We start from the raw sequence: 17377 nt of genomic DNA on the forward strand, positions 1-17377 counted from the left end.
CCTTCGCTACGCTCAGGATGACAGTTTTTTTAGCTTAGCTCATTTCTATCAATGGCTCAATTCCAAAACGACAAAGAAGCCGCCGACGCCCTGGCAACCTCCTTCCAGAAGCTGCGCCAGGAAATCGGCAAAGTCATTGTGGGGCAGGACGAGGTGGTGCGGCTGGTACTCACGGCCGTGTTTTCGCAGGGCCACAGCCTGCTGGTGGGCGTGCCCGGCCTGGCCAAAACCCTGCTGATTCAGACCATAGCCGACTCGCTGGATTTGTCGTTCAACCGCATCCAGTTCACGCCGGACCTGATGCCCAGCGACATCGTGGGCTCCGAGACGATGAACCAGCAGCGGGATTTTCACTTCGTGAAAGGCCCCATTTTCGCCAATATCATCTTGGCCGACGAAATCAACCGGACGCCGCCCAAAACCCAGGCCGCCCTGCTCGAAAGCATGCAGGAATACGCCGTGACGGTGGCCGGGCAGCGCTACCCGCTCAGCCGCCCCTTCTTCGTGCTGGCCACCCAGAATCCCATTGAGCAGGAAGGCACCTACCCCTTGCCCGAGGCGCAGCTCGACCGGTTCATGTTCAACATCGAACTGGGCTACCCTACCTATGCCGAGGAGCTGAACATCGTGAAGCAAACGACTTCGAATATCAAAAACACGGTAAACAAGGTGCTACACGCCGCCGATATTCAAGCCTTCCAGGAGCTGGTGCGCCGCGTGCCGGTGGCCGACAACGTGGTGGAATACGCGGTGGGCCTCGTGCACAAAACCCGCCCCAACTCCGAACGCGCCCACGCCCGCACCAACCAGCTGCTGGAGTGGGGCGCCGGGCCGCGCGCCTCGCAGCATCTCATTGTGGGCGCCAAATGCAACGCCCTGCTCAACGGCAAGTATTCGCCCGACATTGAGGACGTGCGCGCCGTGGCCGTGCCGATATTGCGCCACCGCCTCGTGCGCAATTTCAAGGCCGAAGCCGAAGGCATCGGCGTGGAGCAGATTGTGAAAGAGTTGTTGTAGAAATAAAAAGAACGTCATGCTGAGCGAAGCCGAAGCATCTCTACCGCGCAAGTATTCATTTACTATAGCGGTAGAGATGCTTCGGCTTCGCTCAGCATGACGTTCTTTGTATCCTAATCGACTGCCTGCCCCAATACCAACATGGAAGCCCAAGCCTACTATCAGCAATTTGAGCGCAACGTGCGCATTATCCTCGACGCCCTGGCCGCCGGCCTCGACCTGCGCACCACGGCCCTCGAAACCAGCCTGCCCATTGAGGTTTACGTCCTTTGCGAAGTGCTGAACCAGGCCGCCGGCGAGAACTTTACCCTCACCGCCAGCGGTGTGGCCCGCTTGGCCGAGTTTCAGCAGCAGTTCATGAAGCACGAGGGCCAGACGCTGGCTGCCATGCAGCACGTGCTGGCCGACAAGCGCGCTACCATGCGCACGCCCGAAGGCCGGGTGCTGGCCAAGGAAATGCTCATTCGCCGCCTCGAATTCTTCAACGAAGCCGCCCGGCAGGTGAACGTGATGCGCACCCAGCAGTCGCTGGGCAGCCCGAGCCAATACGTGGGCGAGAACAAATAGCCGCTTGAGTTTTTTTTTAAAAAGGCCGCTTCTGGGTTCAGTAGCGGCCTTTTTATTTTTCAGACCGTACATCCCCTGGCGGTGCTTTTGCCGTATTTCGACGCCATGCTGCCCCGCGCCCCGCTCTACACTGAACGCCTGTGCCTGCGCCCCTACGAGCCAGCCGACGCCGCGGCTTTTTTCGAACTGCTGCACGCCGACCGACCGCGCTTCCAGCCGTCCTTTCCCGACCGCCTGCAGGCCGTGCGCTGCCTGGCCGATGCCGACGCGGCCCTGAGCGCATTTGCCGACGACTGGCGCACGGGACGCTTCTACGTGTTCGGCATCTGGCATCGCGCGGCGGGCGAATACATTGGCGACATCTGCCTCATGCCCCAGCAGAAAGGCCAGGCTGAAATTGGCTACTACCTGGCAGCTGCCGCCGAGGGCCAGGGCTACGCCCGCGAGGCCCTGACGGCCGTGACCGAATTTGGCTTTGGACCCGTGGGCAGCCAGCGCCTGCTGGTGCGCTGCTTCCTGAGCAACGAACGGGGCCAGGCCGTGGCCCGCGCCATTGGCTTCCAGCCCGAGCCACCGCCCAAGCGCCCGGTCTGGTTCCGCAACTCCGACGCCATGAGTCAAATCCGCCGTTTCTGGCTGGTGCGGATGTAGCGTAGGCTTTCGCTTGTGCTTGCCGGTGTGCCGTTCAACGATGTTCAAACCAAAGCTAATGCTACCAGCCTACTGCCCTACCCGCGCGCGCTTGCCGATATTGCCCAGCAACCATTCCTGCCGGAAGTTGAAGTACAGGGCCAGCGAATAATCCAGGGCTTTGCTGTTGAGGTCGTACACCGGCTCAACCCGCGCCGTGATGGCGGCCGCGTCAGCAATGCGGACGTCGCGCATCAGGCGCACCATGATAATCTTGCGCTTGGGGTCCAGAAACCCGGGGTCCGAGACGGTGCGCGAGGCGCTCTGGTAGAAGTCGCCCCCGAGCGGCGAGAGGAAGCGCTGGCCCTGCCAGTAGCTCACCATCACGTCCAGAAAGCGGGTTTCGACGGTGCCGTTCAGGTACAGCCCCCAGCCGTTGCGGAAGGGAAATTGGCCACGGGTGAAGGAATAGTCCTGGTAGCCCAGCACGTAACCCTGGAAGCGCACGGCGCGCACGGTGGGGCTTTGCAGCTGGTAGCGCGTTTCGAGGCCCAAAGCACCGTTGAACACCGTTTGCAAGGGTTTGTCAAGCGTGTCAATCTGGCCGCCGTGGTGGATGGCCGTGAACTGAAACGGCACGGTGGTGGTCCAGCGGCTGCCGTCGCGGCTGGTGCGGTAGCTGGTGCTCAGGCCGCCAGCTACTTCCTCCTGGTAGTTGCTGTAGCGGTATTGCTGGCGCTGCCAGTCCACCCACTGGTCCAGAAAAAAGCGCTTGCCGCGGTAGATGGTCTGAATGCCTTCTTCCAGCGGGTTTAGCATCACCCGCTCGAAATTGAACATCGGCTCGATGTAGTTGTGGTGCAGGTTCGCCCGGATGTTGCCGAATACCATCTGTTGCTTGCCGTGCGTCCAGGTGGCCCGGAAAGTGGGCCGCACCGCCTTCAGCACCGGGTTGCCGAAGTCTTTCCACAGAAACACGCCACCTTCGAGCCGCAGGTTTTTGCTGGGGTAGTACACCAGCTGTGGGTTCAGTTGCGTGCCGTAGAGCGTGTAGCCGTCGATAATCTTGTTGAAGTATTCGTTGTCTTTGAAGAAAACGAAGGCATTGAGCGAAAGGCGCAGGTCGCCCGCTTCGTAGACTTCTTCAGACTTCCGCTTCTGCCAAAGCCTGTTGACAGAATCCAATCTTTGGATTCCCTGCTGGCTTGGGTTATCCACTTCCACCCCAAAAACAAGTGGTGTAATACCTGGATATGGATGAATAAATGCCTTGTTGTCGAGTTGTGCCCGCGCTTCTCCCACTCTAATTAGCAGAGCCACAAGGCCAACTAATATTTTTAGATAAATCCGCATATATTTCGCCTTTCAACGGCACCAAACCACTGGTCTTTCTGTTAGAAAAAGCCGCCGCAAAACAGCCCATTCGGGGCTTTTGCTAAAGAATAGATTTATTCGATTGCGACCCGGCCAAAACCGTTAACTTTACCAAACCTAACCCGTTTTTCTTAAACACCCCCACATGGCACTAGCTACCAAAGCGGCCCCGAAAGCCGAAAAAGCAGAGAAGGGCGAAGTGAACACCGCCGCCGAAAAGATGAAAGCCCTCCAGCTCACGCTGGACAAGCTGGACAAAGCCTACGGCAAAGGCACCGTGATGAAGCTCTCCGACAACAAGGTGGGCGACATTCCGAGCATCAGCACGGGTTCGCTTTCGCTGGATATTGCCCTCGGCATTGGCGGTGTGCCCCGCGGCCGCGTGATTGAAATCTACGGCCCGGAATCGTCGGGTAAGACGACGCTGACGATGCACATGATTGCCGAAGCGCAGAAGAAAGGTGGCATGGCCGCGTTCATCGACGCCGAGCACGCCTTCGACAAGTCGTACGCCGAGAAGTTGGGCATCGACACCAGCAACCTGCTCATTGCCCAGCCCGATAACGGCGAACAAGCCCTCGAAATCGCCGACCAGCTGATTTCGTCGGGTGCCATCGACATCATCGTGATTGACTCCGTGGCCGCCCTCGTGCCGAAAGGTGAACTCGAAGGCGACATGGGCGACTCGAAAGTGGGCCTGCACGCCCGCCTCATGAGCCAGGCCCTGCGCAAGCTCACCGGCACCATCAACAAGACGGGCTGCTGCTGCGTGTTCATCAACCAGCTGCGCGAAAAAATCGGCGTGATGTTCGGCTCGCCCGAAACCACTACCGGTGGTAACGCCCTGAAATTCTACGCTTCCGTACGCCTCGACATCCGTCGTATCGGCCAAATCAAGGAAGACAAGGACAACGTGACCGGCAACCGCACCAAGGTGAAGGTGGTGAAGAACAAAGTAGCGCCGCCTTTCAAAGTGGTGGAGTTCGACATCATCTACGGCCAGGGCATTTCGAAAGTCGGCGAGATTGTGGACCTTGGCGTCGACATGGGCATCATCGGCAAGTCGGGCTCGTGGTTCAACTACGGCGACACCAAAATCGGCCAGGGCCGCGAAGCCGTGAAGACGCTGCTGCTCGACAACCCCGAGCTGGCCGCCGAAATTGAGGACAAAATCCGCACCATGGCCAAGGGCGACGAAGACGTCATCCCCGTGGACATGAGCATCGCCGACGACGGCGAAGACACGCTGTAGTCGCGGCGAAACCCGTAAAACTGAAAGCCCGTTGCAATCCGCAGCGGGCTTTTTTACGTCCGTATATTTGATATTGCTACGGGCTGGCATTGCGTTTGTCTAAAGCTGGTTCGCTTCTATTTATTACTCCTTTATGAACCGCCGCTGGCTTTTTCTTACCCCCGCTATCTTGTTAGTATTAGCCGCTGCGCAGTTGCCCCTGGGCCCCGGCGATGCCGTGCGCAGCATTCCGCAGTCCAGCTTCGGGCGCGGCGAGGTCATCAAATACACGGTGCATTACGGCCTCATCAACGGCGGCGAGGCCACTGTGGAAACCTCCGGCAGCTTAGAGCGCTTCAATGGCCGCCCCTGCTACAAGGCCTCGGTGAGCGGCAAAACCACCGGCTCATTCGATTACTTCCTGCGCATCCGCGACCAATGGCGCGCGCTCATCGACACCACCAGCATTCTGCCCCTGCGGGCCCAGCGCGAGATTGCCGAGAAGAACTACCGCAAGCGCGAAACCGTGGACTTCGACCACCTCCACGACATGGCCGAGGTGACCGACCACACCCACGAAAACGCCCGCACCACCGTGAAGGTGGCCAACAATACCCTGGAGCTGGTGAGCGGCTTCTACTACCTGCGCACCCTGAATTTCGACCGCATGAAGGTGGGCGACGTGGTGCGCGTGCCGGGCTACTTCGACGGCGACAATTTTATGCTGGAAGTAGTGTTTAAGGGCCGCGAAGTGGTGGAAACCAAAGCCGGCGACGTGCGCGCCTTCAAGCTGGTGCCCAAAATGCCCAACAACAAGCTGTTTCGGGGCGAAAACGCCATTTCGGTGTATTTCTCCGACGACCGCAACAAGATTCCGGTGCTGTTTCAGGCCGAGATGTTTGTGGGCACCGTGAAGGTGGACATGGTGCGCTATCAGGGCCTGAAATCGCGGCTTAATTTGGTGAATTAGCTATTGGGAAGAACGTATTATCGGCAATGAGGCCGAAGAGGTGCCGTATTTCGGCGCGAATTATCGGGCTGGGCAACTAATATTTGTGGATATGTGGCTGGCCGTTGAAAAATTTATTATCGATTTCTCGGCGGTTCCTTTGGCTGTTGCCGGGCTTATTGGGGTAGTTCGGTACCGCCGGCTCGACCGCGCCATGCGCTACCTGGTGGTGCTCACGCTGCTGGCGCTGGTAATGACGGCCGTGGCCATGACGCTGCAACGGCAGCACCGGCCCAACCTGTTTCTGTTTCCCATCGACACGGCCATCGAATTCACCCTGCTGGCGCTCATGTACCGCCACAGCTTGCGCGAGCTGGCCATCAGCCGCTTTATTCCGGCCATGGTGGCGGTGTTTCTGTTAGGCACGGCCCTCACCTACCGCCCGCGGCTCGACACCGCGGAGTTCAGCCCGATGCAGCATTTCATCGAAGGCGTGGCGGTGCTGACGTTTGTATTCTACTATTTCCGCCGCGAAATCACCCGCCAGGTCGTGACGCGACACCTGGAGCGCGACCCCATGTTCTGGGCTTCGACCGGCCTGCTGTTGTACTTCTCGGGCAATCTGCTGATTTTCCTGACCAGCAACCTGGTGCTGAAATATTCGCCCGCCATCAGCCGGCACGTGTGGGCCATTCACGCCATGCTCTACGCATTTCTGAACGTGTTCTACAGCATTGCCCTCAGCCTGAAGCCGCAGGCCCCGGATGACAGCGCGGCATCGTAGCAGCTTGGGGACTGGAAGTCAGCGCGTTTTGGGTGCAGGCGGGCCTTCGTCACATAATCGTAACATGGGGCACGCCGCGGCGGGCGGTACTTTTGTAGCCGCAACCATTGCTTCACTTAAGCCCGTTACGCCGTGAGTACTCCCAAATCCGCCGTGTACAAGATTCTCGTGGTCGATGACGACCCGGACATTGTCGAGCTGCTGGAGTTCAACCTCAAGAAAGAGGGCTACCAAACCGCCTCGGCCGGCGACGGCCGCAAGGCCCTGGAAATCGCCGCCGACTTCAACCCCGACATCATCCTGCTCGACGTGATGATGCCCCACCTCGACGGCATTGCCACCTGCCGCTTGCTGCGCGAGCAGCCCAAGTTCAAGGACACCTACATCCTGTTCCTGACGGCCCGCGCTGAGGAGTTTTCCGAAGTGGCCGCCTTCGAGGCCGGCGCCGACGACTTCATCGCCAAGCCCATCAAGCCGCGCGCCCTGCTCGGCCGCCTGGCCGCCGTGAAGCGCCGCGACCAAGACCCCCACGGCGCCGTCGATGCCATCGACATCAACGGCCTGCGCATCGACCGCACGGCCTTTGCCGTGTACCAGGACGGCAAAAAAATCACCCTACCCAAAAAGGAATTCGAGTTGCTGGCCTTCCTGGCGGCCACCCCCCACAAGGTCTTCAATCGCGAAGAACTGCTCAAGAATATCTGGGGCAACGACGTCTTCGTGCTGGCCCGCACCGTGGACGTGCACGTGCGCAAAGTGCGCGAAAAGGTGGGCGACCATCACATCCAGACCATCAAGGGCGTGGGCTACAAGTTCAACGTGGACTGATTGGGGATAAGGTGCTGCCAAAAGCACGTCATGCAGAGCGCAGCGAAGCATCTTGCCCGCCACCGGTAATTATTTACTATTGCACGCAAGATGCTTCGCTGCGCTCTGCATGACGTGCTTTTTTAATTACTTACCGTTGTTATGAACCTCTCCTCTCGCACCATTGCCATTCTCATTGCGCTGCTGGTGGCGGGCGTGCTCACTACGTATGCTCGCATCGGCCCCACGCTGCCGTTCCGGGAGGCGTTTCTGGCGGCAGGCGTCACGGTGGCGGCGTGCTTTTTGCTGATATACTTATCGTTTGAAGCGCTGATTTTCAAGGAAATCAACGGCATCTACGCGGGTTTGGAGCACATCAAACGCAAGGAGTTCAAGAAGCTCAGCAGCAAGTTCCTGTTCCGGCCCGAGCCCGTGAAGCGCGTGCGCGACGAAATCCTGCTCATGGCCGAGCGCCGCCAGCAGGAACTCGATGAGTTGGTGCGCCTGCAGGCCTTGCGCCGCGAGTTTCTGGCCGACGTCTCGCACGAATTAAAGACACCGCTTTTCGCCGCCCAGGGTTTTGTGCACACCATTCTCGACGACGAGGACGACGACATCGACCTGGCCACCCGCCGCAAGTTCCTGCGCAAAGCCGCCGCCAGCCTCGATACCCTCGACGCCCTCGTGCAGGACCTGGTCACCATCGCGCAGCTCGAAAAAGGCGTGGTCCGCATGCGCCGCCAGCGCTTCGATTTGGTGGCCCTAGTGCTCGACATTTTCGAGCTGTTGGAGCAGCAGGCCGCCCGGCGCGGCACCACCGTCGAGCTATTCCCGCCCACCCTGCCCGAAACCGGCCTGCTGGTGGTGGCCGACCGCAACCGCATCCGCCAAGTACTGGTCAATCTGATTGACAACGCCATCAAGTATGGCCGCGACAATGGCCGCGTGGTGGTGTCGCTGGTCGAGGGCAAAACCTCCGTTCGCATTGCCGTGCGCGACGACGGCAGCGGCATCGCACCCGAGCACCAGAACCGCATTTTTGAGCGCTTTTACCGCATCGACAAGAGCCGTTCGCGTGAGTCGGGCGGCTCGGGGCTGGGCTTAGCCATCAGCAAGCACATCGTGGAGGCGCACAAGTCCACCATCAAAGTCAAAAGCACCGTGGGCGAGGGCACTACACTGGAATTCAAGCTGAGCAAGCCAAAAGGCGGGAGCCCGGTGAGCAACTAGAAGCTCCAGAATAAAGAGGTTGTATTTTACTGGCGCTGAAAATTAATAGCACATGATTAAGCACTTAGCAGAGAATGCTGATTACAAGGTTTATTCTTTACACGAAAGCGTTTATCTGAAGTCCAAGGCCACTTGCCGAACCCTCAGTGACTTTGAGGAATCAGATTTATCCGTTGCGTGGCACTACGGCGACCCTGCTTCTGCCATCATTCTGGGTTCAAATAACTACATCATTGTAGCTGGATGCGGCATTACGGTTTACGATATCGACCAGCATTTTGAAGTGACCTTGCTCAATGCACCCGATAATATTTGGTGGACGGACGGGCTGCATCAGGGCTTTGAGGATGACTGGATGGAATGCCGCTTTGTGAGCTTTTTTGACGACAACAAGCTGCGTGTTTTCAAAATAAATGCGGTAACCAAGGAAATTACGATGCTTCCCTAAAGCCCAGAACGAAAATTGATAGCGCACCCGGGGCCGTACCTTTGCCGCTTCCTATGAAGCTTCCGAATTTCTCCGACCTCGTTATTTTCGAAAACGACGACTACCTCGTTGTCAACAAGCCGCCGTTTCTGGCCACGCTCGACGAGCGGGTGGGCGGCGCGCCCAACATGCTACGCCTGGCCCGCCAGCACCACGACGACATCCAAGCCGCCCACCGCCTCGACCGCGAAACCAGCGGCGCGCTGGCCTTCGCCAAAAACCCGGCCGCCTACCGCCACCTCGCCATGCAGTTCGAAAACCGCGAGGTGAAAAAGCAGTACCACGCCGTGGTGTGGGGAACCCCGCAGCTACAGGACGAAGTGGTGGAGCGCAACATCGAAACCACCAGCCGCGGCAAAGCCCGCCTCGCCTACAAAGGCAAGCCGGCCGAAACGCACTTCACCACCCTCGAAACCTTCAAGCGCCACGCCCTCATGCTGTGCGAGCCCGTGACAGGCCGCATGCACCAGATTCGCCTGCACCTCATGTACCTGCAGGCCCCCATCGTGGGCGACAAGGACTACGGCGGGGAGGACTTCTACCTGTCTTCGCTGAAGAAGAAGTTCAACATGAAGGAAGGCGAGGAAGAGCAGCCGTTCATCAAGCGCTTCGCCCTGCACGCCCTCAAGCTGCAGTTCACGGGCCTGAACGGTGAAGAAATTTCCGTCGAAGCGCCTTATCCAAAGGATTTCCGGGTTTTGGTGGAAGCCCTGCGGCAGAACCTGTAAGCTGAACGCTACCGCACCCGCTCGAAGATGACGATGCGCGTGGTGTCGCGTTCGGGGTGCTCGGGGTGGCGGGGCATCGCCGTTTGCCACAGTTCGCGGAAGTGGGCATCGGCGCGCATGGTGGCCAATTGCACGCGGCCTTCGGTGCGGGCAAACCAGTCGTCCCATATCAGCAGCGTGCCTACGGGTAGCGACTCGACTTGGCTGTTGTTATTTAGCGTAATGCCGGGGTGAGTGCGGGCAGTAAAAGGGTCGTTGCCCGTGGCGACAGACACGTAGGGAAACTCGTATGCCATGGGCCGGGCGGCCAGGTCGCCGGTCTGGCGCAGCCAGGCAGCCGCCTGGTCCACCACCAACTGGTCGGGGGGCACGGTGAAGTCGCGCTTCCAGCGGAAAGCATTGCGCGCGCCGGTAAAGAGGAAAAGCACCACCGCCACCGCAAAGCCGATTTGAATGCGCCGCCGGGCCAGCGGGCTGCGCCCAAGCAGGGCCAGATTGGTCAGCCCCCGAAGCGCCACCAGGGCAAATAGCGGTGTCGTCACGTCTAGCACGCGGGTCAGGCCGAAGGAATTGAACAAGCCTTTCGCCCAGAAAATGGTGTGCGCGGCAATAAATACGGTGGCGCTGCCGTACACCAGCAGCAGTTCGGCAACGAATAAAGGCTCCCGGCGCCGCGCCGGCCGCAGGCAGTCGCGCAGCATGCACACCCCGCCCACCGCCACCAGCACCGACAGCACCCAGCCCAGCAAGCCCGGCAGACTGGCCACAAAATGCGGCCAGTCGCCGTGCCCATACACCGAAACGGTGGCGTACGGGTTGTGGCCAAATACCCAACCAAGTTCACCCAATACAATGGCGCCGGCCGCGCTGAACAGCACGTAGCCCAGCACCACCAGCGGCAAATAGCGCCACTGCCGCTCCCAGGCTAAGTACACCACCCAGATGCCAATCAGGATAAAGCCCTCGGAGCGCACGAAGGGCAGAAACGAAATCAGCGCCGCCGACCAGCCTGGCCGGCCCGTCATGGCCAGCGCCACGGAGGCCACGAGTATCAGCCCGAACAGCGGCTCGGTGAGGCCGGAGAATTGGATGAGGAAATAATCGGGCGCGGCGTAGCAGAACAGCACCGCCAGCTCCGGCGCCGGCAGCCGCAACGCCCGCGCAATCACGTAGGCGCACCAGGCCGAAACGGCCACCACCATGCATTGGAACAGCTTCATGCCGATGAACCCCGCCTGCGCCGGCCCTGACGAGAGCAGCGTAAACAGCGGCTTGGCCCACGAATCGAAATAGTTGAGCGGGTACTGAAACGCGTAGTGTGCAAACAGGTAGTGCTTCACGCTGTCGCCCGAGTCGTAAGTGCCTTTGGTGATGAAGGCCATGACTACCGAAATCAGGAACAATACCGCTAAGAGCAGCCGCGCACGGCGGTCGGAAGCAGTTGTATCGGGAAAAGCAGCCGAAGGATTCATAAGCGACAATAAGCTTCAAAAGTACGCCCTCAAGCCAAGCATTGCCATTTATCGGTATTCATGATTGGACCGGAGGAAAGCGAATCCAAGAAAAACTACTCAACTACGTTTGCCTATTTCGCGACAAATCAGTACCTTTGTGTCCGTTTTTCCCGGAGCCCTAGCGGCTCCGCTCTCTTATTCAATAGTTTAGCATACCTTTTTTTCGACTCATGGACCACCTGAGCTTCAAGACGACCCACGTCAATAAGGCCAACGCCCAGAAGAGCTGGGTTATCGTAGACGCCAGCGTGGCCCCGCTGGGCCGCGTTGCCAGCCAAATTGCCAACATCCTGCGTGGCAAGCACAAGCCTTCGTTCACCCCCAACGCGGATTGCGGCGACAACGTCATCGTTATCAACGCTGACAACCTGCGCGTGACGGGCAAAAAAATGACCGAGAAGGTCTACATCACCCACTCGGGCTATCCCGGCGGCCAGAAGCGTCGCACCGTGCGCGAGCAAATGGAGCGCGACTCGCGCCGCGTGATTGAGCACGCCGTGAAAGGCATGCTGCAAGGCAACCGCCTCGGCGCCGCTCAGTACCGCAACCTGTACGTGTACGCCGGCGACCAGCACCCCCACGAGGCCCAGCAGCCCGTGGCCATCGAACTGAAAAACCTGTAATTCTTTTGAATGTGAAAAATGTGGTTTGATGTGAAAATGTGGAGATTTTCTCTACCTCTTCATTTCTCACATTTTCCACATTCAGCACATTTTCACATTTTTTTAACCTAATGGCAATTACCAACACCTCTGGTAGAAGAAAAACCTCGGTGGCCCGCATCTACATGCAGGCCGGGCAAGGGAATATCACTATCAATGACCGGGACATGAAATCGTACTTCAGCAACGAGTTGCTGGAGAACGTAGTGAACCAACCCCTGGCAATCCTCGAGCAAGTCGGCCAGTACGACATCAAGGTGAACGTGCGCGGCGGCGGCATTTCGGCTCAGGCCGAGGCTATCCGTTTGGCTATCACCAAGGCTCTGGTTAGCGACAACGAAGAAACCCGTCCGGCTTTGAAGAAGGAAGGTTTCATGACCCGCGACCCGCGCATGGTGGAACGCAAGAAATTCGGCAAGCGCAAGGCTCGTCGTTCGTTCCAGTTCTCGAAACGCTAATCCAGGAGGAAATACATCATGGCTCAGACGACTTATAAGGACCTGCTCGACGCAGGTGCCCACTTTGGTCACCTCACCCGCAAGTGGGACCCCAAAATGGCGCCGTACATCTTCATGGAGAAGAACGGCATCCACATCATCGACCTCAACAAAACGTTGGTTTCGCTTGATTACGCAGCCCAGGCTATTCGCAACATTGCGAAAAGCGGCCGCAAAATCATGTTCGTAGCCACGAAAAAGCAGGCGCAGGAAATCGTTACGACGGAAGCCGAGCGTTTGAAAATGCCTTTCGTGACCGACCGGTGGTTGGGCGGCATGCTCACCAACTTCGCCACGGTTCGCAAGAGCCTGAAGAAGATGGCCACCATCGACAAGATGGTGAAAGAGAACACCGCTTACGCGGCACTGGCTAAGCGCGAGAAGCTGATGATGCAGCGCGAGCGCGAGAAGCTCGACCGCGTGCTCGGCGGCATCGCCGACCTCGGCCGTCTGCCCGCTGCCCTGTTCGTAGTGGACGTGAAGCGCGAGCACATCGCCGTGAAAGAAGCCCACAAACTGGGTATCCCGGTATTCGCTATCTGCGATACCAACTCGAATCCCGAGTTGGTGCAGTTCCCGATTCCTGCCAACGACGATGCCTCGAAGTCGATTCAGCTCATCGTGAGCGTGATTGGCAAGGCAATCGAAGACGGCCTGTCGGAGCGCAAAGTTGACAAAGAAGACGCCGACCGCAAGGAAGCCGACGAGGCTGCCATTGCTGAAAAAACGGCTGCTGACGAAGAATAGTCCCTTCCGAGCTCTTTGAAAAAAGGGAACCTTCGAGTAGTCTAGGCTCCGGAGGTTCCCTTTTTCTTTTCGTAGCGCGGACTTTTAGTCCGCGACTTTTCTCAAAAAACAACCATTCACTTAATTCGCGGACTAAAAGTCCGCGCTACTTCCAATGGCCGCTATTACCGCCGCAGACGTAAACAAGCTCCGCACCATGACCGGTGCCGGCATGATGGATTGCAAAAAAGCCCTGACCGAAGCCGATGGCGACTTCGAAGCTGCCCGCGACATTCTGCGCAAGGCCGGTCAGAAAATCGCTGACAAGCGCGCCGAGAACGAAACGTCGGAAGGCTTCGTGGCCGTGAACGTGAGCGAGGACGGCACCAACGGCAAGCTGGTGGCCCTGGCCTGCGAAACCGAATCGGTAGCCAAAGTGGCAAACTTCCGCGAGCTGGTGCAGCGCATCCTGGATGCCGCTGTGCGCACTAACGCTGCGACCAAAGAGGAGCTGCTGTCCGTGAAAGAGGACGATGGCCTGACCATTCAGGAGCACATCACCGACCTGACCGGCAAAATCGGCGAGAAGCTGGACCTGACTTACGTAACGCTGACCGCCGAGAAAGTGGCTTCGTACATCCACTCCGACAGCAAGAAAGGTGTGCTCGTGGGCCTGAAGAACGTAGGTTCGGCCGACGCTGCTGCCGTGGGCCGCGACGTGGCCATGCAAATCGTGGCCATGAAGCCCGTTGCCGTTGACAAAGACGGTGTGGACTCGGCTACGGTGGAGCGCGAAATTGAAATCGGCAAAGAGCAGGCGCGTGCCGAAGGCAAGCCCGAGGCCATGCTGGAGAAAATTGCCCAGGGCAAGCTGAACAAGTTCTACAAAGAGCAGACCCTGCTGAACCAAGAGTTCGTGAAAGACGGCTCGATGACCATCGCCCAGTTGCTCGACAGCAAGTCGAAAGGCATGACCGTAACGGACTTCAAGCGCGTGGCTATCGGCGCTTAATTGCCGTTTTTAGCTAAATTGAAAGCCCCGCTGGCATCGTGCCAGTGGGGCTTTTCTTTGTGGTTATGACCCAAGAAAAAGAAGCTATTTATCGCAGAGTGCTCTATGTGGGTTTGGTTGACATTCGCAACTTAAGCCACCGAGCATCTCAAGAAACTATCAACCCGTGGTTTCCACTGCTAAACCACGATGAGATAATGGCATACATCGCCGGGTTGTCCGATTTACTCCATGATTTGGCTATGCACTCCGCCAAAAATTTTGAAGGTTGGAATAACTGGCACGATGAATATTTCGCGATTGGTTACGAAGATTTCTGCGATTCATTTGTGCCAGAAAAATATCCCTCACTGGTTCATGATGTAATAAAGCTTCTGAAATCAGCCTGATTCTATTCCGGATGACGCTTCAACCACGCCCGCACCCGCGCCTTAGAGTTCTCGCGGATGTTCATGTAAAACAGCGCATAATCGGCGATGTGGCGGGAGTAGCGCAGCTTCTTCTTGCCGGAGGGCGGGAAGTGCGGGAAGCCCCGGAAGCGGGGCGCGTGCACCCAGAGCTGGCCGTGGTGAATCTGGGCATCGGTGAAGTTGGGGTGGACGTGCCGGAAGCGGATGCTGACCGCGCCGCGGTTGAGGCTGGCCGGGGCTAGAGTGGAATCGAGCGTCCAGGTGAGGGGGTTGACGGCGATGCTGGGCTGGAACATGGGCGACTCGTGGCCGGCATCGGAGGTGTTGTAGGCGACGAAGCAGTCGGTGGCCAGCGAGTCGGGGCAGGGTTTAATGGTGAGGAATTCGTTGGGTTTCACCTGGAAGCCGATGAGGTAGGCGGCTACGAGTTGGCGGCGCAGCTTGGTGTCTTTGTCGAAAAACTCGTGGAGCAGGCGCGTGGCGTGGTCGGTGCCCTGGCTGTGGCTGGCGATGATGAACGGGCGGCCCTGGTTGTAGTGCGCGAGGTAGTATTGGAAGGCGGAGCGCACATCGGAATAGGCCAGCTCCAGGGCTTTCTCGCCATTGGGTTCTTTGTCGAGGAAGGAGAAGAGGGTGGCCTGACGGTAGCGCGGCGCGTAGATGCGGCCGGTGGCATTGAACACGCTGGCCTGCTGCTTGATGGTGGTGCGGTCGGTGTACTTGTTCAGCCACTTTTTGCGCACGTCGGCGTTCCAGTGCCGGGGCGAGTAGTAGGTGGTGGGATGCACGAAAAACACATCGATAGCGGCATTGGCCTGCTGGTCGCGCAACGTAGAATGCTGGGGCACGGCATCGGCCGAGTCGCGTTGGGTGGGCAGGGCGGCCCAGCTGCTGGCCTGCGCGTAATCGGGTGCGGGTGGTGGCGTGTATTTTTCAAATTCCCGGCCGGGCTTGAGCAGCAGCCGGATGCAGCCATTTAGCGGCAGGAGCAGCAACAGAATCAGCGCGGTGCGGAGGTGAGAGGATAACCGGAGCATATTTTAACTTCGTACAACGCGCCGCCTGACGCCGGAACCTCACCCCCGGCCCCTCTCCACAGGAGAGGGGAGCTACGGCGGCGCGGTGCAGTGGTTCGAGGGCGTTCGGCAGGACGTTCCTCGGTTTTTACTGAATAGTTGCAGGCCAGTGCTTCAGCTCGCGCGGGGTGCCGTCGGGGTTGTAGAGCAAGCTTAGCGGCTCGGCAGGTTTGGCTACTAAGTCGGCGAGGCTGATGCCCCAGCGCTGCCACATTTCGGCCAGGGTTTGGGTGTAGGCGCTGTTTTCCCAGGGGTTGAAGATGGCACCGGTGACGTCGTCGATGAGGGCATCGAAGACGATTTTCGTGTCGCCGGGGCGCGGGTGGCGCGGGTATACGTCGGGCACGACGTGCAGCAGGTGGGCGGCGTAGTACACGCGGGCCTTGAACTCGGCAATTTGGACGGGGTGCAGCGGGCGCTGGGCGTCAGCGTAGACCTTGCGCATGGCCTGGCCCACGAGGCCGATATCGACCAGACAGGCTACCAGTACCGCTTTATCGAGCTTGATACTGAAAACGAGCGTGTTCAGGTCATCGTCGTATTCGAAGGGTGTGATGTCCTCGGTGGGGTCGGCTTCGAGCACGAACACGGAGCCAGGCACGAAGTCGGCGTACTCGGTGGGTACGCGCAGGCCCTGTAGCAGCTGAAAAAACGCCTGGAAGCGGCGCACCAGCGCGGCGTTTTCGGCCAGCGGGTACTTGGGCTTTATTAGGGGCTCAAATTCGTTCAGCAGTTCGGTGATGAAGATGCCGTAGAACATTTTGCCCAGCCAGAGGAACACCGTGTCGTCACCGAGGGCGCGCAGGGCGGCGGGGCCTTGCGCGGCGGCGGCTTCTACCCTGCTCTCCAGTTCTTCAATGCGCTGGCGGGCAGCGGGGCTGGCGGGCAAGCGCAAATCCTTCATGAGAACCGTGCGCTGGTCGAGGAGCTGAATGGGGCGCTCGGCCAGGTTGTAGCTGTTTTGCAGCCACTCGGCGAACACGGGCACGGTATCGGCGGGGCCGACGGGCTGGCCGCTGAGGAAGCAGGTTTCGGGGCCGAAGCGCATGCCGTCGAACGGGTCGTAGGGCAGCAGGTCGGCTGGGGTTAGCTGGGACATAAAAAAGCAATAGCGCGGACTTTGTAGTTCGCGTCGGCCACGGGCTGCCGGAATTTTCCGGGCAGCGTGGCGACGCGAACTACAAAGTTCGCGCTACAATGGTTAAGGAGGCTGCAAGCCGCCGGCTTACTTCGAGAGCGTATTGCCGGCTTTGATGAGCAGCTTGCTCAGATTGGTGAGGGGACTGCTATAGTCGCCGCCGGCATCTTCGGCCACCTTGGCAGTTTCAGCGCCGAGGCTGGCGAGGAGTTCGGCAATGTCGTGGGCGGGGGTTTTGGAATCGGTCAGCAGCTCGTTGAGTTGGTTGAGCTCCTGCTTGATTTTGGCGAGGCCCGGCCGCTCAGAGGAAGCCAACACCGCCTGCCACCGCTCTACTTCGGCCAAGCCTTGGGGGCCGGAATTGGTGGGCGTGCTGGCGGTGAGGAAAGTGAGGGTATCGTCGAGCAGCGCGGAATTCTGTTGGTCGCTCACGGCCATGGGCACTTCGGGAGTGGCGGGCGTTTGCGGGATGTTGGCGGTTGAGTCCATGAGAATGCGAAAAAGAGAGAATGCGTAAGGGGCTATACTAGGGCGGCGG

At 58.9% G+C, this 17377-nt stretch carries 20 protein-coding genes; 15 read left to right on the forward strand and 5 right to left on the reverse strand.

Going from position 1 to position 17377, the window contains the following annotated elements; all coding sequences use genetic code 11:
- Positions 1-51 precede the first annotated feature (51 nt).
- The 3 genes from Q5H92_RS03225 to Q5H92_RS03235 all read left to right on the forward strand — a co-directional run bounded on the left by Q5H92_RS03225 (position 52) and on the right by Q5H92_RS03235 (position 2235).
- Positions 52-1017, forward strand: coding sequence for an AAA family ATPase (locus tag Q5H92_RS03225; protein ID WP_305010044.1), 966 nt, complete (start codon positions 52-54; stop codon positions 1015-1017).
- Positions 1018-1158: 141 nt separating this feature from the next.
- A complete protein-coding gene (locus Q5H92_RS03230) occupies positions 1159-1584 on the forward strand; it encodes a hypothetical protein (RefSeq protein WP_305010045.1) in 426 nt (141 codons plus the stop codon).
- A 105-nt stretch (positions 1585-1689) separates the two neighbouring features.
- Positions 1690-2235 (forward strand): GNAT family N-acetyltransferase, encoded by a 546-nt coding sequence (locus Q5H92_RS03235; protein WP_305010046.1) that lies wholly within the window; start codon positions 1690-1692, stop codon positions 2233-2235.
- A 69-nt stretch (positions 2236-2304) separates the two neighbouring features.
- Here Q5H92_RS03235 and Q5H92_RS03240 read toward each other — a convergent pair whose 3' ends face one another.
- A complete protein-coding gene (locus Q5H92_RS03240) occupies positions 2305-3399 on the reverse strand; it encodes a lipid A deacylase (protein WP_305010047.1) in 1095 nt (364 codons plus the stop codon).
- A gap of 409 nt (positions 3400-3808) precedes the next feature.
- On the opposite strand from Q5H92_RS03240, the gene recA reads away from it, so the two are divergent.
- From recA to Q5H92_RS03275, 7 genes are all read left to right on the forward strand, one after another.
- The gene (recA, locus tag Q5H92_RS03245; RefSeq protein ID WP_201977602.1) at positions 3809-4840 is read left to right on the forward strand and encodes a recombinase RecA; all 1032 of its coding nucleotides are present in this window, start codon (positions 3809-3811) and stop codon (positions 4838-4840) included.
- A 169-nt stretch (positions 4841-5009) separates the two neighbouring features.
- The gene (locus Q5H92_RS03250; RefSeq protein WP_305010048.1) at positions 5010-5789 is read left to right on the forward strand and encodes a DUF3108 domain-containing protein; all 780 of its coding nucleotides are present in this window, start codon (positions 5010-5012) and stop codon (positions 5787-5789) included.
- Between the two features lie 91 nt (positions 5790-5880).
- Positions 5881-6552 (forward strand): hypothetical protein, encoded by a 672-nt coding sequence (locus Q5H92_RS03255; RefSeq protein ID WP_305010049.1) that lies wholly within the window; start codon positions 5881-5883, stop codon positions 6550-6552.
- Positions 6553-6684: 132 nt separating this feature from the next.
- Positions 6685-7380, forward strand: coding sequence for a response regulator transcription factor (locus tag Q5H92_RS03260; RefSeq protein ID WP_305010050.1), 696 nt, complete (start codon positions 6685-6687; stop codon positions 7378-7380).
- Between the two features lie 141 nt (positions 7381-7521).
- Positions 7522-8589, forward strand: coding sequence for a sensor histidine kinase (locus Q5H92_RS03265; protein ID WP_305010051.1), 1068 nt, complete (start codon positions 7522-7524; stop codon positions 8587-8589).
- A 52-nt stretch (positions 8590-8641) separates the two neighbouring features.
- The gene (locus Q5H92_RS03270; RefSeq protein WP_305010052.1) at positions 8642-9037 is read left to right on the forward strand and encodes a hypothetical protein; all 396 of its coding nucleotides are present in this window, start codon (positions 8642-8644) and stop codon (positions 9035-9037) included.
- Between the two features lie 53 nt (positions 9038-9090).
- A complete protein-coding gene (locus tag Q5H92_RS03275) occupies positions 9091-9804 on the forward strand; it encodes an RluA family pseudouridine synthase (RefSeq protein ID WP_305010053.1) in 714 nt (237 codons plus the stop codon).
- A gap of 8 nt (positions 9805-9812) precedes the next feature.
- Here Q5H92_RS03275 and Q5H92_RS03280 read toward each other — a convergent pair whose 3' ends face one another.
- Positions 9813-11276, reverse strand: coding sequence for a putative hexosyltransferase (locus Q5H92_RS03280; protein ID WP_305010054.1), 1464 nt, complete (start codon positions 11274-11276; stop codon positions 9813-9815).
- 212 nt (positions 11277-11488) lie between these two features.
- On the opposite strand from Q5H92_RS03280, the gene rplM reads away from it, so the two are divergent.
- The 5 genes from rplM to Q5H92_RS03305 all read left to right on the forward strand — a co-directional run bounded on the left by rplM (position 11489) and on the right by Q5H92_RS03305 (position 14604).
- Positions 11489-11941, forward strand: a complete 453-nt coding sequence (gene rplM, locus Q5H92_RS03285; protein WP_305010056.1) for a 50S ribosomal protein L13 — start codon at positions 11489-11491, stop codon at positions 11939-11941.
- A gap of 110 nt (positions 11942-12051) precedes the next feature.
- Positions 12052-12438, forward strand: a complete 387-nt coding sequence (rpsI, locus tag Q5H92_RS03290; protein ID WP_208176116.1) for a 30S ribosomal protein S9 — start codon at positions 12052-12054, stop codon at positions 12436-12438.
- A gap of 18 nt (positions 12439-12456) precedes the next feature.
- A complete protein-coding gene (rpsB, locus tag Q5H92_RS03295) occupies positions 12457-13224 on the forward strand; it encodes a 30S ribosomal protein S2 (RefSeq protein WP_201977389.1) in 768 nt (255 codons plus the stop codon).
- Positions 13225-13378: 154 nt separating this feature from the next.
- Positions 13379-14215: a translation elongation factor Ts gene (gene tsf / locus Q5H92_RS03300; RefSeq protein ID WP_305010057.1), complete on the forward strand. Its 837-nt coding sequence runs from the start codon at positions 13379-13381 to the stop codon at positions 14213-14215.
- A 65-nt stretch (positions 14216-14280) separates the two neighbouring features.
- Positions 14281-14604 (forward strand): hypothetical protein, encoded by a 324-nt coding sequence (locus tag Q5H92_RS03305; protein WP_305010058.1) that lies wholly within the window; start codon positions 14281-14283, stop codon positions 14602-14604.
- A gap of 2 nt (positions 14605-14606) precedes the next feature.
- On the opposite strand, the gene Q5H92_RS03310 is transcribed toward Q5H92_RS03305, so the two are convergent.
- From Q5H92_RS03310 to Q5H92_RS03320, 3 genes are all read right to left on the reverse strand, one after another.
- A complete protein-coding gene (locus tag Q5H92_RS03310; RefSeq protein WP_305010059.1) occupies positions 14607-15662 on the reverse strand; it encodes a DUF3089 domain-containing protein in 1056 nt (351 codons plus the stop codon).
- Positions 15663-15789: 127 nt separating this feature from the next.
- The gene (locus Q5H92_RS03315) at positions 15790-16800 is read right to left on the reverse strand and encodes a hypothetical protein (RefSeq protein ID WP_305010060.1); all 1011 of its coding nucleotides are present in this window, start codon (positions 16798-16800) and stop codon (positions 15790-15792) included.
- A 126-nt stretch (positions 16801-16926) separates the two neighbouring features.
- Complete coding sequence (locus Q5H92_RS03320) at positions 16927-17328, reverse strand: hypothetical protein (protein WP_305010061.1); 402 nt, start codon at positions 17326-17328, stop codon at positions 16927-16929.
- Between the last annotated feature and the right edge of the window lie 49 nt (positions 17329-17377).

Origin of the sequence: Hymenobacter mellowenesis (assembly GCF_030581005.1) — a bacterium.
Lineage (GTDB): Bacteria > Bacteroidota > Bacteroidia > Cytophagales > Hymenobacteraceae > Hymenobacter > Hymenobacter mellowenesis.

What these genes read in the sequence shown, in the direction of transcription:
- Q5H92_RS03270 (WP_305010052.1), top strand. Translation starts at nt 8,642, where the DNA reads ATGATTAAGCACTTAGCAGAGAATGCTGATTACAAGGTTTATTCTTTA.
- Q5H92_RS03275 (WP_305010053.1), top strand. Translation starts at nt 9,091, where the DNA reads ATGAAGCTTCCGAATTTCTCCGACCTCGTTATTTTCGAAAACGACGAC.
- Q5H92_RS03315 (WP_305010060.1), bottom strand. Translation starts at nt 16,800, where the DNA reads ATGTCCCAGCTAACCCCAGCCGACCTGCTGCCCTACGACCCGTTCGAC.
- Q5H92_RS03255 (WP_305010049.1), top strand. Translation starts at nt 5,881, where the DNA reads ATGTGGCTGGCCGTTGAAAAATTTATTATCGATTTCTCGGCGGTTCCT.
- Q5H92_RS03305 (WP_305010058.1), top strand. Translation starts at nt 14,281, where the DNA reads ATGACCCAAGAAAAAGAAGCTATTTATCGCAGAGTGCTCTATGTGGGT.
- Q5H92_RS03320 (WP_305010061.1), bottom strand. Translation starts at nt 17,328, where the DNA reads ATGGACTCAACCGCCAACATCCCGCAAACGCCCGCCACTCCCGAAGTG.
- rpsI (WP_208176116.1), top strand. Translation starts at nt 12,052, where the DNA reads ATGGCAATTACCAACACCTCTGGTAGAAGAAAAACCTCGGTGGCCCGC.
- Q5H92_RS03310 (WP_305010059.1), bottom strand. Translation starts at nt 15,662, where the DNA reads ATGCTCCGGTTATCCTCTCACCTCCGCACCGCGCTGATTCTGTTGCTG.
- Q5H92_RS03280 (WP_305010054.1), bottom strand. Translation starts at nt 11,276, where the DNA reads ATGAATCCTTCGGCTGCTTTTCCCGATACAACTGCTTCCGACCGCCGT.
- rplM (WP_305010056.1), top strand. Translation starts at nt 11,489, where the DNA reads ATGGACCACCTGAGCTTCAAGACGACCCACGTCAATAAGGCCAACGCC.
- rpsB (WP_201977389.1), top strand. Translation starts at nt 12,457, where the DNA reads ATGGCTCAGACGACTTATAAGGACCTGCTCGACGCAGGTGCCCACTTT.
- Q5H92_RS03265 (WP_305010051.1), top strand. Translation starts at nt 7,522, where the DNA reads ATGAACCTCTCCTCTCGCACCATTGCCATTCTCATTGCGCTGCTGGTG.
- Q5H92_RS03225 (WP_305010044.1), top strand. Translation starts at nt 52, where the DNA reads ATGGCTCAATTCCAAAACGACAAAGAAGCCGCCGACGCCCTGGCAACC.
- tsf (WP_305010057.1), top strand. Translation starts at nt 13,379, where the DNA reads ATGGCCGCTATTACCGCCGCAGACGTAAACAAGCTCCGCACCATGACC.
- Q5H92_RS03230 (WP_305010045.1), top strand. Translation starts at nt 1,159, where the DNA reads ATGGAAGCCCAAGCCTACTATCAGCAATTTGAGCGCAACGTGCGCATT.
- Q5H92_RS03235 (WP_305010046.1), top strand. Translation starts at nt 1,690, where the DNA reads ATGCTGCCCCGCGCCCCGCTCTACACTGAACGCCTGTGCCTGCGCCCC.
- recA (WP_201977602.1), top strand. Translation starts at nt 3,809, where the DNA reads ATGAAAGCCCTCCAGCTCACGCTGGACAAGCTGGACAAAGCCTACGGC.